Annotated in this window: 22 protein-coding genes; 11 read left to right on the forward strand and 11 right to left on the reverse strand. The window is 60.6% G+C overall.

The genetic code is table 11. The features are described 5' to 3' along the window. Positions 1 to 45: 45 nt before the first annotated feature. Positions 46 to 675, reverse strand: a complete 630-nt coding sequence (locus tag ISX84_RS13420; protein ID WP_195820893.1) for a ribonuclease HII — start codon at positions 673 to 675, stop codon at positions 46 to 48. Positions 676 to 855: 180 nt separating this feature from the next. Continuing rightward, positions 856 to 1,338: a hypothetical protein gene (locus ISX84_RS13425; RefSeq protein ID WP_195820894.1), complete on the reverse strand. Its 483-nt coding sequence runs from the start codon at positions 1,336 to 1,338 to the stop codon at positions 856 to 858. A gap of 173 nt (positions 1,339 to 1,511) precedes the next feature. Here ISX84_RS13425 and ISX84_RS13430 point away from each other — a divergent pair, with 173 nt between their 5' ends. Further along, a complete protein-coding gene (locus tag ISX84_RS13430; RefSeq protein WP_195820895.1) occupies positions 1,512 to 1,799 on the forward strand; it encodes a hypothetical protein in 288 nt (95 codons plus the stop codon). Continuing rightward, positions 1,771 to 2,475 carry a winged helix-turn-helix domain-containing protein gene (locus tag ISX84_RS13435; RefSeq protein ID WP_195820896.1) on the forward strand — a complete coding sequence of 235 codons (705 nt, stop codon included), beginning with the start codon at positions 1,771 to 1,773 and terminating at the stop codon, positions 2,473 to 2,475. Before ISX84_RS13430 ends, ISX84_RS13435 begins: the two co-directional genes overlap by 29 nt. Before the next feature lie 245 nt (positions 2,476 to 2,720). Here ISX84_RS13435 and ISX84_RS13440 read toward each other — a convergent pair whose 3' ends face one another. Next, a complete protein-coding gene (locus tag ISX84_RS13440) occupies positions 2,721 to 3,545 on the reverse strand; it encodes a VPLPA-CTERM sorting domain-containing protein (protein WP_195820897.1) in 825 nt (274 codons plus the stop codon). Between the two features lie 83 nt (positions 3,546 to 3,628). Between ISX84_RS13440 and ISX84_RS13445 the strand changes: the two genes are divergently transcribed. Both ISX84_RS13445 and ISX84_RS13450 read left to right on the forward strand, forming a co-directional pair. Continuing rightward, positions 3,629 to 4,405: an HpcH/HpaI aldolase family protein gene (locus ISX84_RS13445; RefSeq protein ID WP_195820898.1), complete on the forward strand. Its 777-nt coding sequence runs from the start codon at positions 3,629 to 3,631 to the stop codon at positions 4,403 to 4,405. A 69-nt stretch (positions 4,406 to 4,474) separates the two neighbouring features. Next, entirely contained in the window at positions 4,475 to 5,497 is a 1,023-nt protein-coding gene (locus tag ISX84_RS13450) for an aspartate-semialdehyde dehydrogenase (protein ID WP_195820899.1), read from the forward strand. Between the two features lie 104 nt (positions 5,498 to 5,601). Here ISX84_RS13450 and ISX84_RS13455 read toward each other — a convergent pair whose 3' ends face one another. The 5 genes from ISX84_RS13455 to ISX84_RS13475 all read right to left on the reverse strand — a co-directional run bounded on the left by ISX84_RS13455 (position 5,602) and on the right by ISX84_RS13475 (position 8,774). Next, entirely contained in the window at positions 5,602 to 6,240 is a 639-nt protein-coding gene (locus tag ISX84_RS13455; RefSeq protein ID WP_195820900.1) for a LysE family translocator, read from the reverse strand. A gap of 103 nt (positions 6,241 to 6,343) precedes the next feature. Then, entirely contained in the window at positions 6,344 to 6,754 is a 411-nt protein-coding gene (locus tag ISX84_RS13460; RefSeq protein ID WP_195820901.1) for a hypothetical protein, read from the reverse strand. A 36-nt stretch (positions 6,755 to 6,790) separates the two neighbouring features. Further along, complete coding sequence (locus ISX84_RS13465) at positions 6,791 to 7,102, reverse strand: P-II family nitrogen regulator (protein WP_195820902.1); 312 nt, start codon at positions 7,100 to 7,102, stop codon at positions 6,791 to 6,793. Between the two features lie 4 nt (positions 7,103 to 7,106). After that, the gene (locus ISX84_RS13470; protein WP_195820903.1) at positions 7,107 to 8,087 is read right to left on the reverse strand and encodes a sodium-dependent bicarbonate transport family permease; all 981 of its coding nucleotides are present in this window, start codon (positions 8,085 to 8,087) and stop codon (positions 7,107 to 7,109) included. Between the two features lie 36 nt (positions 8,088 to 8,123). Continuing rightward, positions 8,124 to 8,774 (reverse strand): carbonic anhydrase, encoded by a 651-nt coding sequence (locus tag ISX84_RS13475; RefSeq protein ID WP_195820904.1) that lies wholly within the window; start codon positions 8,772 to 8,774, stop codon positions 8,124 to 8,126. A gap of 145 nt (positions 8,775 to 8,919) precedes the next feature. On the opposite strand from ISX84_RS13475, the gene ISX84_RS13480 reads away from it, so the two are divergent. From ISX84_RS13480 to ISX84_RS13490, 3 genes are all read left to right on the forward strand, one after another. Then, on the forward strand, positions 8,920 to 9,300 hold the full coding sequence (locus tag ISX84_RS13480) for a hypothetical protein (protein ID WP_195820905.1): 381 nt from the start codon (positions 8,920 to 8,922) through the stop codon (positions 9,298 to 9,300). A gap of 65 nt (positions 9,301 to 9,365) precedes the next feature. Further along, positions 9,366 to 10,751: a leucyl aminopeptidase family protein gene (locus ISX84_RS13485; protein ID WP_195820906.1), complete on the forward strand. Its 1,386-nt coding sequence runs from the start codon at positions 9,366 to 9,368 to the stop codon at positions 10,749 to 10,751. Further along, a complete protein-coding gene (locus ISX84_RS13490) occupies positions 10,748 to 11,539 on the forward strand; it encodes a C40 family peptidase (protein WP_195820907.1) in 792 nt (263 codons plus the stop codon). Before ISX84_RS13485 ends, ISX84_RS13490 begins: the two co-directional genes overlap by 4 nt. Positions 11,540 to 11,620: 81 nt before the next feature. On the opposite strand, the gene ISX84_RS13495 is transcribed toward ISX84_RS13490, so the two are convergent. After that, a complete protein-coding gene (locus ISX84_RS13495; protein WP_195820908.1) occupies positions 11,621 to 11,968 on the reverse strand; it encodes a DUF2794 domain-containing protein in 348 nt (115 codons plus the stop codon). 111 nt (positions 11,969 to 12,079) lie between these two features. Here ISX84_RS13495 and paaI point away from each other — a divergent pair, with 111 nt between their 5' ends. From paaI to ISX84_RS13510, 3 genes are all read left to right on the forward strand, one after another. After that, positions 12,080 to 12,532: a hydroxyphenylacetyl-CoA thioesterase PaaI gene (gene paaI / locus ISX84_RS13500; RefSeq protein WP_195820909.1), complete on the forward strand. Its 453-nt coding sequence runs from the start codon at positions 12,080 to 12,082 to the stop codon at positions 12,530 to 12,532. Next, positions 12,529 to 13,830 carry a phenylacetate--CoA ligase PaaK gene (paaK, locus tag ISX84_RS13505; protein WP_195820910.1) on the forward strand — a complete coding sequence of 434 codons (1,302 nt, stop codon included), beginning with the start codon at positions 12,529 to 12,531 and terminating at the stop codon, positions 13,828 to 13,830. The genes paaI and paaK overlap by 4 nt, the downstream gene beginning before the upstream one ends. 196 nt (positions 13,831 to 14,026) lie before the next feature. After that, a complete protein-coding gene (locus ISX84_RS13510; protein WP_195820911.1) occupies positions 14,027 to 14,452 on the forward strand; it encodes a DUF4399 domain-containing protein in 426 nt (141 codons plus the stop codon). An 85-nt stretch (positions 14,453 to 14,537) separates the two neighbouring features. Here ISX84_RS13510 and ISX84_RS13515 read toward each other — a convergent pair whose 3' ends face one another. Further along, entirely contained in the window at positions 14,538 to 16,199 is a 1,662-nt protein-coding gene (locus ISX84_RS13515; RefSeq protein ID WP_195821307.1) for a Y-family DNA polymerase, read from the reverse strand. A gap of 84 nt (positions 16,200 to 16,283) precedes the next feature. Next, the gene (locus ISX84_RS13520; protein ID WP_195820912.1) at positions 16,284 to 16,901 is read right to left on the reverse strand and encodes a TetR/AcrR family transcriptional regulator; all 618 of its coding nucleotides are present in this window, start codon (positions 16,899 to 16,901) and stop codon (positions 16,284 to 16,286) included. A 138-nt stretch (positions 16,902 to 17,039) separates the two neighbouring features. Between ISX84_RS13520 and mbfA the strand changes: the two genes are divergently transcribed. Further along, positions 17,040 to 18,014 carry an iron exporter MbfA gene (gene mbfA / locus ISX84_RS13525; RefSeq protein ID WP_195820913.1) on the forward strand — a complete coding sequence of 325 codons (975 nt, stop codon included), beginning with the start codon at positions 17,040 to 17,042 and terminating at the stop codon, positions 18,012 to 18,014. Positions 18,015 to 18,025 lie beyond the last annotated feature (11 nt).

The following is an 18,025-nucleotide window of genomic DNA, read 5'->3' on the forward strand; positions in this document are numbered from 1 at the left end:
CACAGCATGAGTCAAAGGCGATTCGCGGTCAATTTCTTTTTTGAATCAAGGCTTTAAGTTTTTATCTTGATACAAGATATTGTGCACCGGTTTGAAGGTTCGTCTATGGTGTGGGGTCGGCCCAAGATTTTGAAGCGCGGACATGTGGCTTTTTGATCCATATCCCATGTTCGTCTCCCACCCATAGCCGGGATGCTGTTGCGCCAAATCCACCATCAGCTTGTCACGGGCGATTTTTGCCACGATGGAGGCCGCCGAAATCGACAGGCATCGAGTGTCACCCTTGACCACCGGCTGCGCGGGAATGTTCATGCCGCGCGGTATCATCGATCCGTCGATCAGCACATAGTCCGGCGCATCCGGCAGACCCGCCACAGCCCGCATCATCGCAATATGACTGGCGCGGAGGATATTGTGTTGCTCGATCTCTTCCACCGAGGCGTGCGCGACCGAAATCTCGGCGCAGTCCGTCAGAAGTTCCGCCAGATAGACACGTTTCTTGATCGACAGCTGTTTTGAATCGTTCAACCCCTCGGGAATAGAGGCCGGATCCAGCACAACGGCGGCGGCAGTGACGGGCCCCGCCAGCGGCCCCCGTCCGACCTCATCCACCCCCGCCACACGAGAGGCACCGGCGGCATAGGCTGCGGTTTCAAATTCGAAATCGGGTTCCATTCCTTCTGATCCAACGATCACGGCGACGGTGCAACCCTGTTGTTCCGATGCCCAAACGAAAAAGCGCGCTCCCATGAGGGAGCGCGCGGCACTGGTTAAAAAGGGAAGGAAGCGCCCGAACGCCCCCTTCCAGGTCAAGGTCGGGTCAGGGAACCCTCCCGACCTTGCATCGACCCATCCTTAGCGGCGGGCCAATTGGTATCCTTCACGGCGCAGACACCGCGCCTCGTATCCACGCCGGTTGCGATCATCCCCGCGCAAGCGGATCGCACAGGCCTGTGGCAACCGGTTCACATAATTGTAGTTCCGCTCCAGGCAGCGCTTGCCAAAGTAACGCACGCGCCCCTGCCGCGTTTCCGCGGTGCGCAGGCAATCACCAGGCAGCAGCCGCCGGTTCTTGGCGCGCTGGGGCAGCGGACGCGGCGCAAGATCATAAACCTGATTGTGGTTGTGATAGACGGGCGCTTTATGGACATTCCGTGTCACAGTGTGCTTTTGGCGTTTGCGCTCGTTCCTGTCGTGGATCACCTTGCCGACAATCGCGATGCCGGCGATGGCCGCCAGTGCGCGCAAGACATCTTCATCCGCACGTGCAGGTGCGTTGCCGAAAGCAGTAACCGCGACGGCAGCGGCGACGATGGTGGCGATGAATTTGCGGTGCATGGGGCATTTCCTTTTCTTGATCTTGCGACCCCTCGCGGAACAAGCGGCCTTGTGGGATCAATCTGGGTCACCCCCTGCCAGACAGGCAATATCAACGCCCCGTTATCCGATAACACACGCCCTAAGGTCCTTTTGTTATTGAATATCCTGCATACGGCGCGCAGGATCGGACCATGAAACACACAGCCCTCATCGCGGGTCTTATTACGGCACTTGCCCTTGCCCAACCGGGCCATACGGCCGGATGTTACGCCGACTACAAGGCCAAACAGGACAACCCCTTGCGATTGCACTATGGGGTGGCGCAGATTTCCCAATGCTCTAAAGGAGCGGCACGGGCAGAGCTTTCCGCACGGCTTGCCGCCCAGGGCTGGACCCTGCTGAACATTGTCTCCGTCTTTGATGAAAGCGGGCTGGCAGAAAGGAAACAGAGTGCAGGATCCAACTTCCTCCGCTTCTGACATGCGCCGTTCGGGCGGACGGATCGTGGTCATCGGGATCGCGGCGATTGTACTGATCCTGCTGATCACCGCTGCCTTGTTGTTCTGGGCGCTGCCCGATGCCAATGCCTTTAACGCGCGGGTCGAGCAACTCTTTGTCGAAAACAACGATCTGACCGCACAGGCGGAGATCAAGCTGCTGGAAATCCTCGCCCAGTCGGGCACCGCATTTTCGGATACGTTGAGGAGCTACCGTGTGGTGATTTTCGTGCTGCTCCTCTTTGCCACGGCGCTGCTCATCGCGGCCCTGGTCTTTCTGGTCATGCTGGTCAGTTTCAACCGCCGCGTGGCACAGATCGAACGGGCGGGCATACAGGTCAATTCCCTGCTGATCAGCCGCGAGGAGAACACCGTCTACCTCAACAACCTCGGCTTCAAGCTGACCGATGCGGCGATGGAGACGATGTCGGTGCTGGCCGAGGCGCGGATGGACGACGACGTGCTGTCAGGCTCGGAAATCGAAGGCATGATTTCAGGTCGCAGCCCCACCGAATGTGAAGAGGCGGCGGGCGCAACACGGATCAAGCGCCTCCGCGACACGCTGGGAAATCAGATCGTAGCGGAACTGTTGGTCAAGAACATCGCGCGCCGGGGCTATATGCTGGCGATAGACAAAGACGTGATCAAGGTGATCTGAGAAAGGTCCAAGCGGCACGATTTGCCGGGCGCTGCATGGCGGACAAAGCTGTGGACCCAATCCGGAAACGGGGCTCTATCAGCGTCTTTGCCATAAACGCAGGTTCAGGTTGGATCGACTGCAAAACCTGCAGGGTTGCGAGCAGGCTCATGGCCGTCCGATCAGAATTGGCGGGTCCATCGGATCTCCGGCAGAACACGCCCCTTTATTCAGCGCCGACAGAATGACGTGCACATCATCCGCGACTAGGATGATCCACCAAACTGCGACCGGCGACGACCGACCAGGCCCAGCAGGCCCACGCCTGAGAGGACGAGGGGTAACCCCGCCGGGATCGGAATCGGCGCCAGTATGGGCGCCGCCGCGCCGATGGTCAGGTTGTCGATTATAAAACAGCAGGCGCCCCTCGATCCGCCGGTGGGTGATGATGTAAAATTGATTGACGACACGAGTAGATCGGAGGCGATCCCAAAGAAGCTTTTCCCTGCCGGCAGGGCGTAGGTCTGCATGGACCCGTCACCAAAAGTGACAAACGCAGAATAGCGGTTTTCCTTGATTGTGTTGTTGAACAAGATATCCAGCCCAACGCCACCGACCCCGAGGTTCGTGCCAAGGGATGTGGTGGTGAAACCCAAAGTGAAGGACCCATTGCATCCCGCACAATAGTACGTGTTGGAACCTGTGCCAAAAGGCCCAAACACGTAGTTGGAGCTGAAATACGTCGCCGTGAAATCCGTCTCGCCACGCACCGCACTCATGCCAGCGTTGGTATAGCTTCTTGCGTTAGGAGGGCCACCGGGACTATCGCCTGAGGTGTAAACTGATCCGCTGAAGGTATCGGTATCGGATGTCAGCAACTGTGCTGCAAAGCTGTTACGATCCGTGTAGGTCACTGTTGCAGCATGCGCCGACATTGAAAAAGAAGTTAGAGCGCCAAAGAGCGCACCCGCCAAGAATCTCATAATGCCCCCAAACGTCAAATACACATTTCTATCTGAAGAAAAGTTGGTGGCGCATGATGGTCCTGAGTGAAAGGCGCAGCGGCGACTTTGTCCGAAACGCAGCCACATTTGTCCCGAACGAGACACATGCCATGGTGCAGCACCGTCTGGTGTGCTTAGTCTGCGACCGATACATACGAAGGAAAACCACCATGTCAGCGCCCCTCAATACGTTCAAAAAAGCCCTCTCAGACGGTGAGACCCAGTTGGGGTGTTGGATGAGCATGGCCGAAAGCTACACGGCGGAAATCCTCAGCGGCGCGGGGTTTGACTGGTTGCTGATCGACGGGGAGCATTCGCCCAACGACATCCGGTCGATCCGCGATCAGATGATGGCCCTCAAGGGCAGTGCCAGCCATCCGGTTGTGCGGGTTCCAATTGGCGAGACCTGGATTCTCAAACAGGTGCTTGATGTCGGTGTCCAGACCGTTCTGGTGCCCATGGTCGAGACCGCCGAGCAGGCGCGCGACCTGGTGCGGGCCTGCCACTATCCACCCAACGGCACGCGCGGCGTGGGCTATGCAGTGGGCCGCGTGTCGAACTTCGGCCAGACAGAAAACTATGGCCCCACGGCAGATGCGCAGATTTGCCTGTTGGTGCAGGTGGAGAACAAGACCGGCCTCGAAAACCTGGACGAAATCCTCGCCGTCGAGGGCGTTGACGGCGTGTTCATCGGCCCCGCGGATCTATCGGCCAGCCTCGGCTATCTGGGCCAGACCATGCACCCGGATATGCAGGCCACGATCCTGGGCGCGCTCAAACGGATCAGTGACAGCGGCAAGGCTGCGGGCATTCTCACATCCGACGATGGCATGATCCAGGCGTCTCTGGACGCGGGCGCGCGCTTTGTCGCCGTGGCGATGGATATCGCGCTGCTGCTGAACTCCGCCAAGGCCGTTGCCGCCAAGTGGCAGAACACGAAGTCTTGAGGCCCTTCCCCTTAAGACACAAGGGGTATAAGAGGCGCGGACCATCACTTGAACATTGGAGTAAAACAGATGGGTTACCGCGTCGTTGTTGCGGGCGCCACAGGCAATGTGGGCCGCGAAATGCTGAACATCCTTTCCGAACGCCACTTCCCGGTGGACGAGATCACGGTGCTTGCGTCGCGCAAGTCGCTGGGCACGGAAGTGAGCTTTGGCGAGACGACGCTCAAGACGAAGGACCTCGATACGTTTGATTTCACCGGCTGGGACATCGCGCTCTTTGCGGTGGGGTCCGAGGCGACCAAGAAGTACGCGCCTGCAGCAGCCAAGGCCGGTTGCGTCGTGATCGATAACTCGTCGCTCTACCGCTATGACCCGGATGTGCCGCTGATTGTGCCCGAGGTGAACCCGGACGCCATCGAGGGCTATGCGAAGAAGAACATCATCGCCAACCCCAACTGCTCGACAGCGCAGATGGTTGTGGCCTTGAAGCCGCTGCACGACCGCGCGACGATCAAGCGCGTTGTGGTCTCCACATACCAGTCGGTGTCGGGCGCAGGCAAAGAGGGTGCCGATGAGCTTTGGGATCAGACCAAGTCGATCTACAATCCGACCGATGACAAGCCACCCAAGAAGTTCCAGAAGCAGATTGCTTTTAACGTGATCCCGCAGATCGACGTCTTCATGGATTCGGGCGACACGAAAGAAGAGTGGAAGATGATGGTGGAGACGAAGAAAATCGTCGATCCAGCCATCAAGGTCACGGCCACCTGTGTGCGTGTGCCGGTCTTTGTCGGTCACTCGGAGTCGGTGAATGTCGAGTTCGAAGATCATCTGGATGAGGATGAGGCGCGCGAGATTCTGCGCGAGGCACCCGGCGTCATGGTGATCGACAAGCGCGAGGACGCGGGCTACGTCACGCCCGTCGAATGCGTCGGTGATTTCGCCACCTTCGTCAGCCGCATCCGGCAGGACAGCACGATCGATAACGGGCTGAACTTCTGGTGCGTGTCGGACAACCTGCGCAAGGGGGCTGCTCTCAATGCCGTTCAGATCGCCGAATTGCTGGGCAATCGGGTGCTGAAAAAAGGCTGATCTTTCAGATAGCTAAACGAAAGCCCGCCACGTTGACCGCTGGCGGGCTTTTTTTGTGGCAGCGCGGCGAGCGGCTTCGCACCGGACCTGCCTGCAAAGCTATGTCACAGGTTTGGCCGGTAAGACGCGAGTTTTACTCCGAAACCGATGAACACCACGCCGGTCACACCCTTGAGCCAGCGCTGAAAGCTGCCGTCCTTGGCCCCTCTGGAGAGACGCGCCAGAAGGAGCACCATTGCACCGAACCAGATCGCATTCAGCACGGAGTGGATGAAGACAAGCAGGAAGGAAGACGCGGCTGTTGTCTCCCCGATTGTGATGAATTGCGGGAAAGCCGCGAGATAGAACATGGACACCTTGGGATTGAGCGCGTTTGTCAGCAGGCCTTCGATATAGGCTTTCATCAACGTCCGCTGCCTTTTGGCCGGTGCCACCTCTTTTGGCGGTGCGACGCCTCTGACAGCCGAGATCAATGCCCTGATCCCGATCCAGCACAGGTAAGCCGCCCCGAGGTATTTCACGATGGTGAAGGCCGTTGCCGATTGCACCAAGATGATGGAGATGCCGAGCACTGAAAGCGCACCGTGTAGGTAAAACCCGGTCACAAAGCCCAATACATTCGCGAATCCCGCCGCTCGCCCGGAGGTCGGTACGGTTTTTGCAATCAGGACACCGTTCGGGCCGGGTGACATGACCAAGAGTGACGCGACCAGTGTAAAGGTGATGATTTCAGACCAGGCCATCCGGACCTCCTCGCGCTGTTTCCTGTTCGAAGATGAACAGCCAGCGCACGGTCATGCAACCGGTATCTTCCAGAACTGACCGACTGCCCGGAAAAAAACGGGCTCAGCTCATATGTGGATCTCTTGGCTTGCCCGGTCCGAATCGCCGCAGGAAGGTGACATAGGAAAACCCCAGATCGGCGGTGTTGCACAGTTTCTGGCCGCTGGTTTCGGTATGCAGAGACAGCCCGCCCCAGGCGATCTTCATGAAGTATCCATGGCGGCGCAAACGCTCGTCCAGATCGTCCCAGTCCTGCGCCTCTGCCATGTCACGAAACAGCAGCTTTTGCAGGGCAAAGATCAGCCGTTGATCGACAACTTCCGACGGGCGTTTGGACCCTTTGCGTGCCGCGAGATGCGCGACCAGAAGGTCCTCGACAACCTTTGCAACCGTGCCTTCCTGTTCCGTCGCCAGATCATGGACTGCAAGTGCCAGATCGGCAGGCAGTTGAATCGAAACAGTACGGCTATTCATGTCGCCGAGGATTCCTTAATTTTGGTTTAGAAAAGGTTAAAAACGTTCTGCCCGAAGCACTTCGCAGTCAACAATCGCCACGACACCGATGTGGCGTTCCACGACACTGAAAGCGGCCTCCAACAGTTTGTCGAGCTTTTCCGGCCGAATGATGCAGATGACCTGAACCATGCCGCTCGCACGGCCAATCTCGCCCGCGCGGGTCCAGGCGCCAGACCGCCCCGATCCGCCAAGCACCGGCAGGACCGTGAAACCGGTAACTTCCGCTTTCAGCAAGGCCTCGGTCAGGCGGGATTGCATGATGGCTTCGATGGTGATCTCGACCCGTTTTGCTTGATGTGTCTGCATGGGATCAGGCTCCTGTCATGGCCGTGGCCAGCGCGACATACAGCGGAATGCCGAGCGTCAGATTGAAGGGAAAGGTTACCCCAAGAGACAGCGTGAGGTAAATTGACGGGTTCGCCTCGGGCAGCGCCACCCGCATTGCCGCGGGCACCGCGATGTAGGAGGCCGAGGCCGAAAGCACCATCATCAGCGCGACGCCACCGGATGACAGGCCCAGCAGAAGCCCGGCACCAAGCCCGCAGAGGCTGCCGATGACCGGCATCAGAATGCCAAACGCCAGCACGCCGGGCCGCAGCACATCGCTGCGCTCGCGCAACCCGCGTCCGGCAACCAGCCCCATGTCCAGCAGGAACAGGCACAAAACACCTTTGAACGGCGCCACGATGAAGCTGGAAATCTCTTCCAGACCTTTCTCGCCTGTTGCCCAGCCGATGAAAAATGACCCCACCAGCAGGACAATGGATCCGTTCAGTAAAATCTCGCGCCACAGGTCGCTGTCCATGCGTTGCCCGTTGCCGCCGCCACGAGAGATGAGCCACAGCGCCGACAGGATTGCGGGCGCCTCCATCGCGGCGGCCACGGCCACCATGTATCCTTCGGACGCAATGCCGCTGCTTTCGAGCACCGAGGTGGCTGCGACGAAGGTAACAATAGAGATCGAACCGTAATGCGCGGCGACGGCGGCGGCATCCAGACGGCTCAGCGATGTCATGACGTTCAAGAGGGCAAAGGCGATCAACGGCAGCACCGCCGACAGCACGATGCCCGCCACAAGCGTCAACCCGAGTTTCGCGTCGATCCCATGCGCAGAAACGCTGACCCCGCCTTTGAACCCGATGGCGAAGAGCAGGTAAATCGACAACGCCTTGGCCGCCGCCTCGGGCACGCTGAGGTCGGAGCGGGCCAGCGCCGCCGCAAGGCCCAAAGCGAAGGACAGGATGATGGGAGACAGCAGGTTGGTCGCCGCCAGTGAGAGAATTTGGTCCATGCACTGCTCCTTGCCCCACCGCGGGGGTTTGTGTCCTCATAGGGGCTGAAACGCCTGCCTGCCCGCGTCGAAATATTCCAACCCGCCTTCACCGATATCCGTCCACAGACCGTGGAGCGTCAGCCCCCCGCCGGTGACTTTCTCGCTCACGAAGGGAAAGGTCAGAAGGTTTTCCAGACTGGCAAGAACCGCTTGTTTTTCAAGCTGTTGTGCCTGTACCGCCGCGTCTTTTTCATCGGCCACGAGATCGTATTTCGGCCGCAGGATATCCATCCAGCGCCCGACGAAACTGGTTTCCTCTTCCAGGTCGGGGGCATTGCCACGGCACATCTCGATACAGCCCTTCACGCCGCCGCAATTCGAGTGCCCCAGCACGATCAGATGCGCCACATGCAGCACGTCCACCGCGTATTCGACAGCCGCAGAAGTGCCGTGATAGTCGCCATCCGGCCGGTAGGGAGGCACCAGGTTGGCAATGTTGCGGTGGATGAAGAATTCGCCCTGATCCGCGCCAAAGATCGAGATCGCATTCACCCGACTGTCGCAGCAGGAAATGACCATCGCCCTCGGGTGCTGCCCCTCGGTCGCGAGGTGGCGATACCACGCCTTGTTCTCGGAATAACCGGTCGCTTTCCAGCCGTGATAGCGCTGCACAAGGTAGTTCGGCAGCGGTTTTGCGTGATCCATAACTGTCCCGTTCGTCTTTTTTGTGGGCCGAGTTATACTGAATTCATATAGAATTCGAGCTAAAACAGGCCTCCGTCTCAATACTTTGGATAGATTTTAGGGCCATAACACTCGCGTGCCGTGGGGGCATATAAGGGTGAGTCTAATGGATCAAGTCCTGAAAATCAGGCTGAAGGAAACCGTGCACGTCGATCAGGATCGACTTGCCGCACTCTACGCAGAACTTGGTGACACCGGCGCAGAAGACGTGGTGTGCCGTGCTATGGAAGAACTCGCTCTGCGTCTGTCCCACTGCAGCCGCCTTCATTCCTCGTCGAACCTGACCGAATTGCGCAAATGCGCCCGATCCCTGATCGCCATCGGCGACCAGATCGGCATGCATGTGCTGACCCGCGTGGCACGCGACGTGATTTCGGCGATCGATGCCGGCGATGGTCCGGCTCTCTCAGCGACACTGGCCCGGCTGATCCGCATTGGCGAGCAATCGCTGACCGCCATCTGGGACCTGCAGGACATCACCATCTGATGTCTTGCGCGACGGGCATGACAGTCTAGGCTGGGCGGGAAACACCGCTTGAAAGGCCCCTGATCATGCCCCTGCCTCTTTTTGCCGATCCAACGGGCCCGGCCTACCCCCTGCACATCGTACCTCAGGACCAGTTTGACAGCTGGTATTCGGCGCAGCCAGAGCGGCTGCAGACATGGGTCACGGCGCAGGGGTTCAACGGAGGTCTTGGGCAGGCCGTGCTGCTCCCCGGTGACGATGGCACGCCTGACAGTGCCGTCGTGGGATATGGCTCCGCGCAAACCCGCGCCCGCGGGCGTTTCCACCTTGCTGCAGCTGCCGCAAAGCTTCCGGAAGGGGCTTACAGGATCGCCTCGGGCCTGCCAGAAGATCAAAGCGAGATCGAGGCGCTTGGCTGGTTGCTCGCGGGATATCGGTTCGACCGCTATCGCGACCAGACAGAAATGGCGGCACGGCTCGTGGCACCTGAGGACATCGACGCAAACGCTCTTGCGGCCATTGCAATGGGGGAGGCGCTGACCCGCGATCTGATCAACACGCCGGCCTCTGATATGGGTCCTGATGATCTTGAAGCGGCCGCCCGCAATCTCGCCGCCCAGCATGACGCGAAGATTGCCGTCACCCTCGGCGATGACCTGCTCGCAGAAAACCTGCCGATGATCCACACCGTCGGCCGCGCCGCCAATCGTGCGCCGCGCCTGATCGACATGCGGTGGGGCGATGGGGGCCCGCGCATCACGCTTGTCGGCAAGGGCGTGTGTTTCGACACCGGCGGTCTGAACCTGAAACCCGGTGCCTCCATGGGGCTCATGAAAAAGGACATGGGTGGGGCGGCAGCCGTGCTTGGCCTCGCGCAGATGATCATGGCCAGTGGTTTGCCTATGCAGTTGCGCGTTCTGATCCCGGCTGTGGAAAATGCCGTCTCCGGCAATGCGTTCCGCCCCGGGGATATCCTGACATCGCGCAAGGGGCTGACGGTTGAAATCAACAATACCGATGCCGAGGGCCGTCTTGTGCTCGCGGACGCGCTGGCGCTGGCGGAAGAGGAAGATCCCGACTTCATTGTCTCCATGGCCACGTTGACCGGTGCGGCGCGGGTTGCGGTGGGCCCTGATCTCGCCCCCTACTACTGCGATGACAGCAGTTTCGTGGACCTCTTGGAGGTCGCTGCACAAACACAGGCCGATCCGATCTGGCGCATGCCCTTTCACACGCCTTACGAGACGATGATCGAACCGGGTATCGCCGATCTGGACAATGCGCCGAAAGGCGGGTTTGCAGGCTCGATCACCGCGGCCCTCTTCCTGCGCCGCTTCGTCGAAAAAACACCCTACGCACATTTTGATATCTACGGATGGCAGCCCAGCGATGCGCCTGCTCGCCCCAAAGGGGGCGCCGGGCAAGGCACCCGCGCGCTGCTGAAAACCTTTGCGCAGATGGCCCACGCATGACCGATCCCCGCGACACGCCCGATCTGAACCTTGTCACCCGCGCCGATCCCATGCAGATTTCCTGCCCCCTGATCGATCTGCGTCGCCAGCCGGACGGCAAAAGGGAACGTCAACTTCTCCTAGGAGACACCGTTACAGTTCTGCATCACGACGCAGACTGGCGCTTGATCCGAGCCGAGAAGGATGGGTTTCACGGCTACGTTCCGGCACGCGCGCTGGGGGCACCTCAGGCCGCAACCCATCGCATGTCAGCCCGCACCACACATGCCTACGAACGGCCCGATCTGAAATCACCCGATCTGGCCAGCCTGTCGTTCGGCAGCAGGGTCACCGCGTTGTCGGAAACAGCGGGCTTCATCGAAACAAATTTGGGGTTCATCCCCCGCCAGCATCTGAGCAGTATTGATCACCTCGACACCGATCCGGTTACTGTCGCAGAACTGTTTCTCGGCACGCCCTATCTCTGGGGCGGGAATAGCGGCACCGGGATAGACTGTTCAGGCTTGGTGCAAGCGGCTTGCCTGGCCTGCGGTATCCCCTGCCCCGGCGACAGCGATCAGCAATGCGACCGGTTGGGCACCCTTCTACCCCCAGAAAGCCCCTACCAGCGCAACGACCTGCTGTTCTGGAAAGGTCATGTCGCCTTGGTCACGGACCCCCAAACAATGCTGCACGCCAACGCAGGCGACATGGCCGTTGCCAGGGAAGGTATCAAGGCTGGAATTGCCCGTATCCTGGACCAGGGAGACGGACCTGTCACCGCACATAAGCGGTTACAACTACCCTGACAGTGCCCCAGGCGACAAACGCAATTGCCGGAGGCGATTGCAGGCATCGTGTGGCCCGGCACGGGCCGCCTTTTGACAAAATCACTCGACGGCGCGGATCAGCTTGCGCTCCAGCACGCGCAAAACCGTCTTGAGGTCATGCCCGCGCCGCAGAATCTGCCCATCCATCCCGACCACCGCGTACATCCCTTGCTTGTCGCGCATCTTCGGGCGTTTCTCGATCCGGTACATCGGGTTCTCCGCCGTACGCCGGAATACCGAAAACACCGCCACATCGCGCAGGCATGAAATCCCGTAGTCGCGCCATTCGCCCGCTGCAACAAATCTGCCGTAAAGCGAAAGAATGACTGAAAGCTCCGTGCGGTGAAAAGAAATCTGCTCTGCCGGGAGGTGATGCAGGTTGCTGGACGGTGGCACAGGGATGTTCATGGCTCCAGACTTGCGCTCTTGGGCCCACAAATCAAGCCCCGAGGTTGCGATATACAGCGCGTGCAATTCATGTTACGGATTTCGCAGTGGAGGAGAAAATCGGAAACATGTATGTCTGAAGACGTGACGGCGCAGGCCCGCGCCGAAAAATGTGCCGCGTTGATGATGGATAAGGACGCTGCCAGCCGGGGTCTGGGCATGCAGCTGGATCGGGTGGCGCCGGGGATGGCCACCCTGTCCATGCAGGTCACACCGGAAATGCTGAACGGGCATGGCATTTGCCACGGCGGCTATATCTTCACCCTTGCCGATTCCGCCTTTGCCTTTGCCTGCAATACCTACAATCAGCTAACCGTCGCGCAACAGAACCAGATCACCTATCTGGCGCCGGGCAAGGCCGGCGACCGCCTGACCGCCACCGCCCTCGAAGTCGCACGCATCGGACGGTCCGGCACCTACGACGTGACCGTGTCCAACAGCGCCGGTACGATGATTGCACTGTTTCGCGGTCTCTCCCGCACCATCAAAGGCCAACACTTCCCCGAGAACGGAGACCCGGCATGAAGGATCTGACCCCTGCGCCGCATTCGCTCGATCCCATCGAGACCGCCAGCCGCGACGAAATCACCGCACTGCAGACCGAACGCCTGCGCTGGTCATTGAACCACGCCTATAAAAACGTGCCCTTCTATCGGCAAAGCTTTGACGCGGCGGGTGTGCATCCGGATGATCTTTCCGCCTTGCAGGATCTGTCAAAGTTTCCTTTTACGGTGAAAACCGATCTGCGGGACAATTACCCTTTTGGCATGTTTGCCGTGCCCCGGGATCAGGTTGCCCGCATCCATGCCTCCTCCGGCACCACCGGGCAGCCCACGGTTGTCGGCTATACCCAGACCGACCTTGATCACTGGGCCAGCGTTGTCGCGCGCTCCCTGCGGGCGGCGGGGCTGGTGCCCGGCGACCTTTTGCATAATGCCTATGGCTACGGGCTTTTCACCGGCGGGCTGGGCATTCACCTCGGGGCAGACGCATTGGGGCTTGCGACGGTGCCGATCTCCGGCGGGATGACCCCGCGCCAGGTGCGCCTGATCGAGGATTTCCAACCAAAGGGCATCACGGTCACCCCATCCTATGCGCTGTCGATTCTGGATGAATACAACAAGCAGGGGTTGGACCCGCGCGCCTCTTCCCTGCAGGTCGGCATCTTTGGGGCAGAGCCCTGGACAAACGCAATGCGGGCGGAGATCGAACAGGCCTTCGATATGCACGCCGTCGATATCTACGGTCTCTCCGAGGTGATGGGCCCCGGCGTTTCCATGGAATGCGTGGAAAGCAAGGACGGGCTGCACATCTGGGAAGACCATTTCTACCCCGAGATCATCAACCCCGAAACCGGCGTGCCAGTGGCAGACGGCGAACAGGGGGAGCTTGTTTTTACCTCTCTGACCAAGGAAGCTTTCCCGATCATTCGCTACCGTACCCGCGACCTGACGCGTCTTTTGCCTGGCACGGCGCGCACGATGCGGCGGATGGAAAAAGTCACCGGCCGGTCGGATGATATGATCATCCTGCGCGGCGTGAATGTTTTCCCCACGCAGATCGAAGAGGCGCTGATGGCCGTTCCTGGCCTTGCCCCGCATTTCCAGATCGAATTGACCCGCCCCGACCGCATGGACCAGATGCGTATTCTCTGTGAAACGGCGGATACATCGGTCGACGCAGCCGGGTGCGCCAAAGCACTCTCCGCATCCGTCAAGCAAACCATCGGCATCAGCGTGAAAGTGGATGTGGGCAGTACGGGGTCGGTTACCCGGTCCGAGGGCAAAGCCGTGCGGATCGTCGATAAACGCCCAAAGAGCTAAGACGCAGCCCGTAGCAGCGCCCGGTTGGAGCACGTCGCGGCATGTACCAGCCTGTGGGCCGAGAAACGTGCTCGGACGCAGCGGGCCGTGTGGCACAAGCAGTCTTCGAGACGCCCGTACGATAGGCCGCAAACGTTGCCAGCCTGCCGTCGCGGCCTACAGTTTGTGTATAGATCAAACAGTTTTGGAGGAGATCATGAGAACATTTTTCACAACCGCCGCGATTGCGCTGCTCGCCACGGGCGTCCTTGCCGATGGGCACCGCACCGAAGCGCCGGAGGGCGCAAAGGTGTATATCATCTCACCTGAGGATGGCGCGACGGTCTCCAACCCGGTCACCATCGTCTTCGGCCTCGATGGCATGGGTGTCGCACCCGCCGGCACCGATGTGGATGACACCGGGCATCACCACTTGCTGATCAACACCGACCCGTCCGGGATCGACATGAACGAAGCTCTGCCTGCCACGGACCAGATCGTGCATTTCGGCGGCGGCCAGACGCAGGTGACCAAGGAATTGCCCAGCGGGACACACAGCATCCAACTGCTTCTGGGCGACCTGAACCACATTCCGCACGACCCGCCCGTGATGAGCGAGGCGATTTCGATCACCGTCGAATGAGCAGTCCGGCCTGACCCAGCGCCGCAGCCTGGTGTTCATGATGCCCGCACCACTCTCCGGTGCGGGCATGTGTCCACGCGGTGTCTCAGGCAAACGCGCCCTGACAGAACCAGCCTGACGACATCGTATGCCCGTGCCCGTAAAACAGCCACAATCGCTGGCCGTCTTCGGTATCCGTCACCCAGTAATCGCGCACGCCGCTGCGCCAGTTGGGATCGTCCAGCCACCATTCGGGCGCGATGCGTTCCGGGCCGATGGCCCGCACCCGTGTCAGATCCTGCCCGCGCCAGCGAAACACCTGCGGCAGTTTCGGGGTATCCGGCGCGCCCACCGGCTCGGGCTGCCATATCAACACCGGGCGCGGATTGGCGGGCGCGGGCCAGCCCCCCTCATGCGGTTTGGACCAGGCTGCGGCCAGAACGGTGCTGGTCTTTTCCGGGATGTGGCTTGAGGCCGGGTGCCGCCGGGTGATGGCTTCCAGCCCCACCCGCGCGCCGATCCGCCCGATCAGATCCTCAAACCGCGTGTCCTGTGTCAGCCGCCTGTTCACGGCCTGACCCGCTTCGAGATGTCCCTCGACGGTGCGGTCAAAAAGCGGTTCGGTCTGCACGGCTTCCAACCGCAGCATGTCGATGCCAAAACCTGCGTCGATCTCGCCGAGCTTCAATGCCAGCAGAGGGCGGATACGCTCTGGCACCTGCGAGGCCGTGGCCAGCCCGACCTCGATGCTCTCGATCCCATGATCGCTGCGAAACGCTTGCAGCCGGACCCGCCGGGCCCCGCGCCCCTTGGTTTTCAGGGTTGCACACAGGCGCGACAGCAACCGGTCGATCCCGGCAAGTACGTCCTCCTCCAGCCCGATGGGGTCGGGCAATGTCAGCCGGACGGCAAACTGATCGGGGGGCCGCGCGGGCGATACCGGTTCCGGCGCAGAGCCCATCGCCTGATCCATGCGCCTCACCAGCCCCCGCCCGAAGCGCCGCGCCAGACCTGCACGCGGCTGCCCCAGCAGGTCACTGATACGGCGCAGACCCAGCCGGGACAGCTGTTCGGTGATATGCGGCTCCAGGCGCAATGCCGCGATGGGCAAAGGGCCAAGCGCGGAATACATCTGGCCGGGCGCGGCAATGCGGTGCGCGGTCTCCTCCGGACCCAGGGTGACAACCGGGGCCGCCCCGCCGCGGGTCCAGTGGCGCCGCTTGCTTGCCCGGGACCGGGTGGCGCGCGCCTCCTGATCGATGGCGTCACCGGAGCGGTGCGACCCGGCCACCTGCCCCGCAAATCGCGCCAGCGCCCAGGCCGCCCCCCGGGTATCCGCCAGCCCCATACGCACGGCAAGGCCCAGATCGGTGCAGTCCTGCTGCACCACCTCCAACAAGGCCGCCTCCCCCCCGAAAAGATGGGCGCAGCCGGTCAGGTCCACCACCAGCCCATCCTCTGCCTCGGTTGCGACCCAGGGGCTGAACTTTCCGGCCCACCGTTGCAATGATACAAGAAAACCGGCCTCCTCCTGCGGGCTGCGGGTGCGTGTGATCAGCCCCTCGCACATCGCATGGGCATCCCGGACCGGCTGACCGACCCGTAAACCATAGCCAAGCGCAGTAAAGTTCAGGGAAGTCAGCACCTGCGCATTCTGCTGCTCCTCGACCACTGCCAGCGGCACATCGGCAAGCTGGGGGGTTCGGCGGATCAGCCGGTCGGTCCCCAGATGCGGAAACCAGAGCGAAAGAACGCGGCGGTTGGTCATGGGCAGCAGAACGGGCAGACTCACTTGTTCACTATTTGTTCTAAAATAGAGCGCAACCCATCCTGAGTCGAGTCATGTCGGGGCTTAGGTCCCGTACCGCGCCATGAAGGTTTTCACTGCGCCATCGACCACGCGTTCAATCTCGTCGACGGTCACCACCTTGGTCATGCCGAAAATCAGACGCGGCCAGACATCGGCCTTGCAGAGCTCGCCGAATTGATCAGCGGCAAGGGTCCGGTCCTCGATCCGCAGCTCTCCGCGCGCCTCCGCCTCTTCGAAATAGGCGGCCATCTCCGCGCGCATGACTGCAGGGCCGGAGTTATAGAATTTCTGGCCCAGCTCCGGGAACCGATCCGATTCGGCAACACAGATCCGAAAAATCTGCTGTCCGAATTTCGAGGTGATGAAGCCCAGGAAATGTTGCCCGGTCTGGGTCAGCACTTCCTCCGGTGCGGCACTCATATCAATCCTGTTCAGCGCATCACTGGCCTGCCGTTGGCATTCCGTCGTTGCCACCTCCATGAACAGCAGCCGTTTGTCCGGGAAATAGCTGTAGAGGGTGGCCTTGGAGACATTGGCCACGCGCGCGATCTCATCCACGCTCGCCCCTTCGAAACCATCCGCCATGAACACCTGCCGCGCGCCCTCAAGCACCTGATCGAATTTCCGGCCCTTGCGGATCATTTCCGCTGTCGATGTCATGGCGTCCCCCACTTTGCCCAATCACAATATAAACCGGACCGTTCAGTTCCAAGCAAAAACCCGTATGACCCCACGCAAAGCCGGTTGCCGAAGGCTTTTTCATAGATTAGAACTATTCTAAACTGAAAGGCGACCTTCATGCGATTTTCCTTTTCCCGCAAGCGGTTCCGAGATTTGAGCGAGCAGGAAATACTGGCATTGGCCATCTCTTCGGAAGAAGACGATGCGCGCATTTATCGGGGCTATGCGGAGTATCTGCGGGCGGATTTTCCCGATTCTGCGCATGTTTTTGACGGGATGGCCGCAGAAGAGGACCAGCACAGGCAGCGATTGATCGATCTGCACAAGACGCGTTTTGGCGATGTCATCCCGCTCATTCGGCGGGAGCATGTGGCGGGATACTACCACCGGCGGCCCGTCTGGCTGGTCGAAAACCTTGGGCTGGAGCGTATCCGGACCGAAGCCGCCGCCATGGAGCGCGAGGCCGAGACCTTCTATCTCGCCGCTGCCGCGCAGACCTCGGATGCCGCCACCCGCAAGCTGCTGGGGGATCTTGCGGCGGCGGAAGCGGGTCACCAGATCACCGCCAGCGATCTGGAAGCAAAACACCTCGATGCGGACACGCTGGCCACCGAGGAAAAGACCGCGCATCGGCAGTTTCTGCTGACATGGGTGCAGCCGGGGCTGGCCGGGCTGATGGATGGCTCGGTCTCCACCCTCGCGCCGATCTTTGCCACGGCCTTTGCCACGCAGGACACCTGGACCACGTTCCTCGTGGGGCTGGCGGCTTCCGTCGGTGCGGGCATTTCCATGGGCTTCACCGAAGCGGCATCAGACGACGGGCAACTGTCTGGCCGTGGCTCGCCCGTCAAACGCGGCTTTGCTTCCGGGATCATGACCACGCTGGGCGGCTTGGGGCATGCCCTGCCCTATCTGATCACCGATTTCTGGACCGCGACGGTGATTGCGATCATCGTTGTCTTTGTCGAGCTTTGGGCAATTGCCTGGATCCAGAACCGGTATATGGATACGCCTTTCTGGCGCGCCACGCTGCAGGTCGTTTGCGGCGGCGCCCTGGTCTTTGCCGCCGGGGTGCTCATCGGATCGGGCTAGCTTGCAGCCCG

This window comes from Roseobacter sp. MH60115 (genome assembly GCF_015644665.1).
Classification (GTDB): domain Bacteria; phylum Pseudomonadota; class Alphaproteobacteria; order Rhodobacterales; family Rhodobacteraceae; genus Roseobacter.

What these genes read in the sequence shown, in the direction of transcription:
- ISX84_RS13420 (WP_195820893.1), bottom strand. Translation starts at nt 675, where the DNA reads ATGGAACCCGATTTCGAATTTGAAACCGCAGCCTATGCCGCCGGTGCC.
- ISX84_RS13425 (WP_195820894.1), bottom strand. Translation starts at nt 1,338, where the DNA reads ATGCACCGCAAATTCATCGCCACCATCGTCGCCGCTGCCGTCGCGGTT.
- ISX84_RS13430 (WP_195820895.1), top strand. Translation starts at nt 1,512, where the DNA reads ATGAAACACACAGCCCTCATCGCGGGTCTTATTACGGCACTTGCCCTT.
- ISX84_RS13440 (WP_195820897.1), bottom strand. Translation starts at nt 3,545, where the DNA reads ATGTGGCTGCGTTTCGGACAAAGTCGCCGCTGCGCCTTTCACTCAGGA.
- ISX84_RS13445 (WP_195820898.1), top strand. Translation starts at nt 3,629, where the DNA reads ATGTCAGCGCCCCTCAATACGTTCAAAAAAGCCCTCTCAGACGGTGAG.
- ISX84_RS13450 (WP_195820899.1), top strand. Translation starts at nt 4,475, where the DNA reads ATGGGTTACCGCGTCGTTGTTGCGGGCGCCACAGGCAATGTGGGCCGC.
- ISX84_RS13455 (WP_195820900.1), bottom strand. Translation starts at nt 6,240, where the DNA reads ATGGCCTGGTCTGAAATCATCACCTTTACACTGGTCGCGTCACTCTTG.
- ISX84_RS13460 (WP_195820901.1), bottom strand. Translation starts at nt 6,754, where the DNA reads ATGAATAGCCGTACTGTTTCGATTCAACTGCCTGCCGATCTGGCACTT.
- ISX84_RS13465 (WP_195820902.1), bottom strand. Translation starts at nt 7,102, where the DNA reads ATGCAGACACATCAAGCAAAACGGGTCGAGATCACCATCGAAGCCATC.
- ISX84_RS13470 (WP_195820903.1), bottom strand. Translation starts at nt 8,087, where the DNA reads ATGGACCAAATTCTCTCACTGGCGGCGACCAACCTGCTGTCTCCCATC.
- ISX84_RS13475 (WP_195820904.1), bottom strand. Translation starts at nt 8,774, where the DNA reads ATGGATCACGCAAAACCGCTGCCGAACTACCTTGTGCAGCGCTATCAC.
- ISX84_RS13480 (WP_195820905.1), top strand. Translation starts at nt 8,920, where the DNA reads ATGGATCAAGTCCTGAAAATCAGGCTGAAGGAAACCGTGCACGTCGAT.
- ISX84_RS13485 (WP_195820906.1), top strand. Translation starts at nt 9,366, where the DNA reads ATGCCCCTGCCTCTTTTTGCCGATCCAACGGGCCCGGCCTACCCCCTG.
- ISX84_RS13490 (WP_195820907.1), top strand. Translation starts at nt 10,748, where the DNA reads ATGACCGATCCCCGCGACACGCCCGATCTGAACCTTGTCACCCGCGCC.
- ISX84_RS13495 (WP_195820908.1), bottom strand. Translation starts at nt 11,968, where the DNA reads ATGAACATCCCTGTGCCACCGTCCAGCAACCTGCATCACCTCCCGGCA.
- paaI (WP_195820909.1), top strand. Translation starts at nt 12,080, where the DNA reads ATGTCTGAAGACGTGACGGCGCAGGCCCGCGCCGAAAAATGTGCCGCG.
- paaK (WP_195820910.1), top strand. Translation starts at nt 12,529, where the DNA reads ATGAAGGATCTGACCCCTGCGCCGCATTCGCTCGATCCCATCGAGACC.
- ISX84_RS13510 (WP_195820911.1), top strand. Translation starts at nt 14,027, where the DNA reads ATGAGAACATTTTTCACAACCGCCGCGATTGCGCTGCTCGCCACGGGC.
- ISX84_RS13515 (WP_195821307.1), bottom strand. Translation starts at nt 16,199, where the DNA reads ATGACCAACCGCCGCGTTCTTTCGCTCTGGTTTCCGCATCTGGGGACC.
- ISX84_RS13520 (WP_195820912.1), bottom strand. Translation starts at nt 16,901, where the DNA reads ATGACATCGACAGCGGAAATGATCCGCAAGGGCCGGAAATTCGATCAG.
- mbfA (WP_195820913.1), top strand. Translation starts at nt 17,040, where the DNA reads ATGCGATTTTCCTTTTCCCGCAAGCGGTTCCGAGATTTGAGCGAGCAG.